Genomic DNA, 6,875 nt, shown 5'->3' on the forward strand with positions numbered 1-6,875 from the left:
CCTAGGCTGGGCAGCCCGCGAGCAAGGAGGTCGACCGTATGCCGCAGGCACGCGCGACGGGTCCCGAGCCCCAGGCCGTGGCCGGTCCCCTGACCGCCTCGGCGATCTTCCTCGTCCTCACGATCAACCCCGGTGACGCAGCTCGGGACACCGCACGATCGGTGGTTGCCGACATCGGCTCGCTCGTGCGCGCCGTCGGGTTCCGCAGCCTGCACGGCAACCTCACCTGCGCGGTGGGGATCGGCTCGCAGGCCTGGGACCGCTTCGGGGCACGCAGCCGGCCGGCACAGCTGCACGAGTTCATCCCGCTCCGGGGCGACCAGCACGAGGCGCCCTCGACCCCCGGCGACCTGCTGTTCCACATCCGGGCCGAGCGGCTGGACCTGTGCTTCGAGCTCGAACGGCTGCTCCTCGACCAGCTCGGTGACGCGGTGGCCGTCGTGGACGAGACGCACAGCTTCCGCTACTTCGACACCCGAGACCTCCTCGGCTTCGTCGACGGCACCGAGAACCCGACCGGCCAGGAGCTCGTCGACGCGGTCTTCATCGGCGACGAGGACCCCGAGTTCGCGGGCGGCAGCTACGCCATCGTGCAGAAGTACACCCACGACCTCGACGGCTGGCAGCAACTGAGCACCGAGCGGCAGGAGCTGATCATCGGTCGCACCAAGATCGACGACGTCGAGCTCCCCGACGAAGTCCAGCCGCCCGACTCGCACGTCGCGCTCAACACCATCGAGGACGAGGACGGCAACGACCGCGACATCCTGCGCGGCAACATGCCCTTCGGCACACCGGGCTCGGGTGAGGTCGGCCTCTACTACATCGGCTACGCGCGGGACGTGTGGGTGACCGAGCAGATGCTCCGCAACATGTTCATCGGCAACCCGCCCGGGCTCTACGACAAGGTCCTCGACTTCTCCACCGCCGTCACCGGCACCAACTTCTTCGTCCCCTCCCTCGAGCTGCTCGAGTCACTGGCAGACCTCGGCGACGGCGGGGAGGACTCGGCGCCCGAACCCGGCACCATCGCCGAACAGCTCGCCGACACGGACCCGACCCGGCGGGCACCCGGCGACACCGCACCACCCCCGGCCAAGCGCGACGGATCGCTCGGCATCGGCAGTCTCCAAGGAGGGCACCACCCATGAACAACCTGCACCGCGAGCTGGCACCGATCTCCGACACTGCGTGGGACGAGATCGAGGAGGAGGCGGCGCGCACCTTCAAACGCAACCTGGCCGGACGCCGGGTCGTGGACGTCCACGGGCCCGAGGGGATCGGGCTCGCGTCGGTCTCGACCGGCCACCGCCGCCCCGCCGTGACGACTCCGGACGGTGTCCAGGCCCGGCAGCGCGAGGTGTCACCGGTGGTGGAGCTCAAGATCCCGTTCGTCCTCAGGCGTGAGGACGTGGACGACGTGGAGCGCGGGTCGCTCGACTCCGACTGGCAGCCGGTGAAGGACGCGGCCCAGCAACTCGCCTTCGCCGAGGACCGTTCCATCTTCAGCGGATTCGCCGGCGGCGGGATCCGAGGCATCGCCGAGACGACCAGCAACCCGCGGATGGCGCTGCCCGAGGACGCGCGCGAGTTCCCCGACGTCGTGGCCCAGGCGATGTCCGGCCTGCGGCTCGCCGGGGTCGAGGGCCCCTACGTCCTCGTCGTGAGCGCCGACGCCTACACCAGGCTCAACGAGACCCGCGACCACGGCTACCCGGTCTACGACCAGGTCGCCCGGCAGCTCGAGAGCCGCATCGTCTGGGCTCCGGCGATCGAGGGGGCGGTGCTGCTGTCCACCCGCGGTGGCGACTACGACCTGCACCTCGGCCAGGACACGTCGATCGGCTACCTGCACCACGACGACGACGAGATCACGCTCTACCTGATCGAGTCGTTCACGTTCCGACCGCTCACCGACGAGGCCTCAGTCGTCTTCACCGCCTGACCCCCGCCTTGTTGCTGGGCGATGGCGTCATCGATGACGCGGTCACCCAGCAACGAGCGGGTGGGCGGGTCAGGCGCCGACGTTCCAGGCGGTGATCCGCCAGCCGAGGCGGCCCTCGCTCAACTCGGCCCAGTGGCAGTTGTGCAGGCCGCCAATCGCGGTCCAGGCCGTGTGCTGGTCGATGCCGGCCAGGGACGCTGCGAGCGCCCTCCCCGTGACCCCGTGGGTCGCCACGACGGCGCACTCCCCCGGCGTCAGCCGCTCCACCAGCTCGTCCAGGGACGCCCGCCCGCGCTCGACCACCTGGGCCACGGTCTCACCGTCGACGCCGCGCGGCAGGTCCTGCCCCTGCGCCAGGGCGGCCTGCAGCTCCGGGTACCGCTCCGCGACGTCCCCCGCCGTCATTCCCTGCCACTGGCCGACGTGGATCTCACGCAACCGCTCGTCATACGTGACCTCGAGGCCGGCCACGGAGGCGATGCTCCGTGCGGTCTCGGCCGCGCGCTCGAGATCGCTGCTCAGGATGACAGAGGGCTCGTATGCCGTGAGCGCGGCCGCCGCAGCAGCCGCCTGGGCCCGACCGGTCGCCGAGAGCGGCGTGTCGAGCTGCCCCTGCCAGATGCCCTGCGCGTTGTGGGTGGTCTCCCCGTGGCGGACGACGACGATCCGTCGCACCTGCGCCCTGCCGCGCCCCCCGGCCACCTCAGGCCTCGGCGGAGACGTCGATCGCCGGGCAGTCCTTCCAGAGCCGCTCGAGCGCGTAGAACTCCCGCTCGTCGTCGTGCTGGACGTGCACCACGATGTCACCGAAGTCGAGCAGCACCCAGCGTCCGTCGCGCTCGCCCTCACGGCGGATCGGCTTGACCTTCATGGCGTGCAGGCTCTCCTCCACCGCGTCGACCACCGCCTTGATCTGACGATCGTTGGCAGCGGACGCGATGACGAACACGTCGGTGAGGGCCAGCTGGTCGCTGACGTCGATCGCGACCACGCGGGTCGCGAGCTTGTCCGCGGCCGCTGCGGCCGCGGCACGGGCGAGCTCGATGGCGCGTGGTGTGGCGGTCACTCAGTTCTCCTTCGGTGAGCCAGAGGAGGACTGGCGCGGCCGGTACAGTTGATATTTGGCGATGTACTGCACGACGCCGTCCGGCACGAGGTACCAGACCGGCTCCCCGTCGCCCACCCGCGCGCGGCAGTCCGTGGAGCTGATCGCCATGGCGGGCACCTCCTGCAGGGTCACGCCGTTGGTCGGGAGCCCCGTGCTGGACAGCTCGTGTCCCGGACGGGTGACGCCGATGAAATGGGCCAGCGCCCAGAGCTGGTCGACGCCCTTCCACGACAGGATCTGCCCGAGGGCGTCGGCGCCGGTGATGAAGAACAGCTCCGCGTCCGGCCGCTCGCGGTGCAGGTCGCTCAGCGTGTCCAGGGTGTAGGTGGGACCCGGGCGGTCGACGTCGACCCTGCTGACGGTGAAGCGGGGGTTGGAGGCGGTCGCGATGACCGTCATCAGGTAGCGGTGCTCGGGCGAGGTGACCGCCTGGTCGTCCTTCTGCCACGGCTTGCCGGTCGGCACGAAGACCACTTCATCGAGGTTGAACCGGGCCTGCACCTCGGACGCGGCCACGAGGTGACCGTGGTGGATGGGGTCGAAGGTGCCGCCCATGACCCCCAGACGTCGCGTCAGTGCTTCTCGCCCTGTCCGTGCTCGCGGCTCGCCTCAGGGCGGTGGTCGGCGGCCGTGTTGCGGAACGACCACAGGAAGGCCAGGAGCACCAGGAAGGCGCCGACCGAGATCAGGCCGAACACGATCGACGGCATGGGCAGCTCGCGTGTGTGCTCTTCCGCGGTGACCAATGAGATCAGGGACGACGTCATGGGCCCCAGAGTACCGGTGCGGAGCCGATCCGGTGGCACCGGCTGGCCGGACGCCTCACCACCGCCGACGGTATGCCGGTCGCCTAGGCTGCAGGGCATGCCGCCGGAGCTGTCAGTCGTCATCCCGATGTACGACGAGCAGGACGTGCTGCCCCTGCTCGTGGCGCGGCTGCGGCCGCTGCTGGACGGCCTGGACACGGCATACGAGGTGGTGGCCGTGGACGACGGCAGCCAGGACGACACGCCCGTCCTGCTGCAGCGGTTCCGGCGGGAGTGGCCGCAGCTGCGGGTGCTGCGCCTGCGAGCCAACGCGGGGCACCAGGCCGCCATCTCCGCGGGGCTCGCCCGCGCGACCGGGACCTACGTGGCGACCATCGACGCCGACCTGCAGGACCCGCCGGAGATCGTGGCCGAGATGCTCGAGGTGGCCCGGCGCGAGCAGGTCGACGTCGTCTACGGCATCAGGTCGGACCGCTCGAGCGACTCGTGGTTCAAGCGGGTGTCTGCCGGCCTCTTCTACCGGATGATCCGCCGCCTCAGCGACAGCGACGCCCCCGCCGACGCGGGCGACTTCCGGCTGATGTCGCGGGCCACCGTGGACGCGATCAACGGCCTGCCCGAGCACCACCGGGTGCTGCGTTTCGTGGTGCCCGCGCTGGATTTCCCGTCCGCCTCGGTGGCCTACCGGCGCGATCAGCGCGCCGCCGGCACCTCGAAGTATCCCTTCGTCCGGATGCTGCACCTGTCGCTGGACAGCCTGACCGGCTTCTCCATCGCGCCGCTGCGGATGGCGACCTGGTTCGGTCTCGGCGGTGGCGTGCTCGCGGTGCTGGTGCTCGTCTACGCGGTCGTCTCGGAGGTGCTGGGCCGCACCGTCGCCGGTTGGACCTCCACCGTGGTCATCGTCGCGGCCGTGGCGGCGGTGCAGCTGCTGTGCCTCGGGATGCTGGGCGAGTACGTCGGGCGGATGTACACGATGATGCAGGGCCGACCGACCTACTTCGTGGCCTACGACTCGGCGGAGGCCACCCCCGGAGTGGCACGGACCGGCGGGCCAGGGAGCGCTGCGGCCGGCGCGGGACCTGGTGGCCCACCGGTGCCGGGCAGCAGGGTCAGCCCGGGCGACGGGCCGTCACGAGCAGGCTGACCCCCGGCAGTCCCTTCACGGGCAGGTAGCGCTCGGCCGTGACGATCGCCCGCAACCCGACGTTGACCAGGGGGTGCAGCTGCTCGAGGTCGCTGCCCGAGCTCGACCGGCGACGCAGCGCGACGACGGGACGCAGCAACACGTTCCAGGAGGACAGCCGCTCGATCTCCAGACCGCCACGCTCCAGCAGGTCCACGAGAGTGGTCCGGGTGTAGCGGCGAAGGTGGTCGACCGCCTCGTCGTGGGCCGACCACAGCCGCGGGTCGCAGGGCACGGCGACCAGGAAGGTGCCGCCGGGCCGCAGCACGCGGTGGACCTCGCGGACGCAGCGGTCGTCGTCGGCGAGGTGCTCCAGCACGTCGAAGGCGACCACGAGGTCGAGGGCCGCGTCCTCGAGCGGGAGCCGGGTCGCGTCGGCCCGCAGGACGGGCAGCCCACGCTCCTTGGCGACCTGGGCGCCGTCGGAACCGTATTCCAACGGGCTGGCCTGCCAGCCCAGGTCGCGCAGCACCCTGGTGTTGCCGCCGCCGGCCGCCCCGATGTCGAGCGCCCGGCCGGGAGCCAGGCCTCGCACCGCCCGACGCAGCAGGTGCCGGCGCTCGCGATACCACCAGTGGGTGTCCTCGAGCGCGGCGAGCTTGCGAACCTCAGTGCCTTCCACGAGGCCCCATCATGCCGCCTTCCGTGGGAATCTTCGTGAGGTCTCGGCCCCTGTCGCGGCACCAAACCTCGCGATGATTCCCCCTCGAGGATAGGGGCGGGGGCGCCGGCGGGTCAGCCGCGGACCTGGCCGTCCCCCTCGACGACCCATTTGGTCGTCGTCAGCTCCGGCAGCCCCATCGGCCCGCGGGCGTGCAGCTTCTGGGTGGAGATGCCGATCTCGGCGCCGAACCCGAACTCGCCCCCGTCGGTGAACCGGGTCGAGGCATTGACCATCACCGCTGCGGCATCGACCTCCGCGACCCACCGCCGGGCCGCCGCGCGGTCCTCCGTCACGATCGCCTCGGTGTGCTGGGAGCCGAAACGCCGCACGTGCTCGAGCGCCTGGTCAAGGTCGTCCACCACGCGTGCGGACATCTCGAGCGCGAGGTACTCCCTGGCGTAGTCGTCGTCGGTGGCCGGCACGCACTCGACTCCGGCCCGGCCGGCCAGCTCGACCACTGTGGGATCGCCGTGCAGCCGCACCCCGGCGGCGTCGAGCTCGGCCAACACCTTGGGAAGGAACTCCTCGGCCACCGAGCGGTGCACCAGCAGGGACTCGGCAGCGTTGCAGACGCTCGGACGATGTGCCTTGGCGTTGACCGCGATGGCGAGGGCCTTGTCGAGGTCGGCGCGGGCGTCGACGTAGACGTGGCAGTTGCCGACACCGGTCTCGATGACCGGCACCGTCGACTCCTCCACGACGGTGCGGATCAGGTCGGCTCCCCCGCGCGGGATGACGACGTCGACGAGGCCGCGGGCGGTCATCAGGGCCCGGGCCGCGTCACGTCCGCCCTCGTCGAGCAGGCAGATCGCGTCCTGCGGCAGACCCTGCTGCGCAAGGCCCCGTCGCAGGGTGTCGACCAGCGCGCGGTTGCTCGCTTCGGCGGCCGAACCTCCCCGCAACACCACGGCGTTGCCGCTCTTGAGCGCGATGCCCGCCGCGTCGACGGTCACGTTGGGGCGAGCCTCGTAGATCATGCCGACCACGCCCATCGGCACGCGCACCTGCCGGATCTGCAGTCCGTTGGCCAGGGTCGATCCCCGCACCACCTCGCCCACGGGATCGGGCAGTCGCGCGAGGTCACGCAACGCGTCGGCGACCGCCGCGACCCGCGTCTCGTCGAGGCGCAGCCGGTCGAGCAACGCGTCGGGCAGGCCGCGCTCACGACCTCGTTCGAGGTCCTGGGCGTTGCCGGCCAGCACCTG

Annotated in this window: 9 protein-coding genes; 3 read left to right on the forward strand and 6 right to left on the reverse strand. The window is 71.3% G+C overall.

The annotated features are described in order from the left end of the window. Positions 1–38: 38 nt before the first annotated feature. Both FRW57_RS02875 and FRW57_RS02880 read left to right on the forward strand, forming a co-directional pair. Complete coding sequence (locus FRW57_RS02875; RefSeq protein WP_152185240.1) at positions 39–1,151, forward strand: Dyp-type peroxidase; 1,113 nt, start codon at positions 39–41, stop codon at positions 1,149–1,151. After that, positions 1,148–1,945, forward strand: coding sequence for a family 1 encapsulin nanocompartment shell protein (locus tag FRW57_RS02880; RefSeq protein ID WP_137123310.1), 798 nt, complete (start codon positions 1,148–1,150; stop codon positions 1,943–1,945). The genes FRW57_RS02875 and FRW57_RS02880 overlap by 4 nt, the downstream gene beginning before the upstream one ends. Positions 1,946–2,014: 69 nt before the next feature. Here the strand turns inward: FRW57_RS02880 and FRW57_RS02885 are convergent, their stop codons facing one another. Genes FRW57_RS02885 through FRW57_RS02900 form a run of 4 tightly spaced genes read right to left on the reverse strand, consistent with a single transcriptional unit; the run spans position 2,015 to position 3,820 of the window. Further along, positions 2,015–2,620, reverse strand: coding sequence for a histidine phosphatase family protein (locus FRW57_RS02885; protein WP_137123317.1), 606 nt, complete (start codon positions 2,618–2,620; stop codon positions 2,015–2,017). Between the two features lie 28 nt (positions 2,621–2,648). Continuing rightward, positions 2,649–3,011 carry a ribosome silencing factor gene (rsfS, locus tag FRW57_RS02890; protein WP_152185241.1) on the reverse strand — a complete coding sequence of 121 codons (363 nt, stop codon included), beginning with the start codon at positions 3,009–3,011 and terminating at the stop codon, positions 2,649–2,651. Further along, positions 3,012–3,629, reverse strand: a complete 618-nt coding sequence (gene nadD, locus FRW57_RS02895) for a nicotinate-nucleotide adenylyltransferase (protein ID WP_274381648.1) — start codon at positions 3,627–3,629, stop codon at positions 3,012–3,014. It lies immediately after the preceding gene. After that, complete coding sequence (locus tag FRW57_RS02900) at positions 3,626–3,820, reverse strand: hypothetical protein (RefSeq protein WP_137123313.1); 195 nt, start codon at positions 3,818–3,820, stop codon at positions 3,626–3,628. Before FRW57_RS02900 ends, nadD begins: the two co-directional genes overlap by 4 nt. Before the next feature lie 97 nt (positions 3,821–3,917). Here FRW57_RS02900 and FRW57_RS02905 point away from each other — a divergent pair, with 97 nt between their 5' ends. Further along, entirely contained in the window at positions 3,918–4,967 is a 1,050-nt protein-coding gene (locus tag FRW57_RS02905; protein WP_152185242.1) for a glycosyltransferase family 2 protein, read from the forward strand. Here the strand turns inward: FRW57_RS02905 and FRW57_RS02910 are convergent. Continuing rightward, positions 4,933–5,628, reverse strand: a complete 696-nt coding sequence (locus FRW57_RS02910; RefSeq protein WP_152185243.1) for a class I SAM-dependent methyltransferase — start codon at positions 5,626–5,628, stop codon at positions 4,933–4,935. The genes FRW57_RS02905 and FRW57_RS02910 overlap by 35 nt on opposite strands. Positions 5,629–5,741: 113 nt before the next feature. Continuing rightward, positions 5,742–6,875 (reverse strand): glutamate-5-semialdehyde dehydrogenase (locus FRW57_RS02915; protein WP_152185244.1); only part of this gene is annotated, 1,134 nt, incomplete at its 5' end.

Origin of the sequence: Segeticoccus rhizosphaerae (genome assembly GCF_009192725.1) — a bacterium.
Taxonomy (GTDB): Bacteria; Actinomycetota; Actinomycetes; order Actinomycetales; family Dermatophilaceae; genus Segeticoccus; species Segeticoccus rhizosphaerae.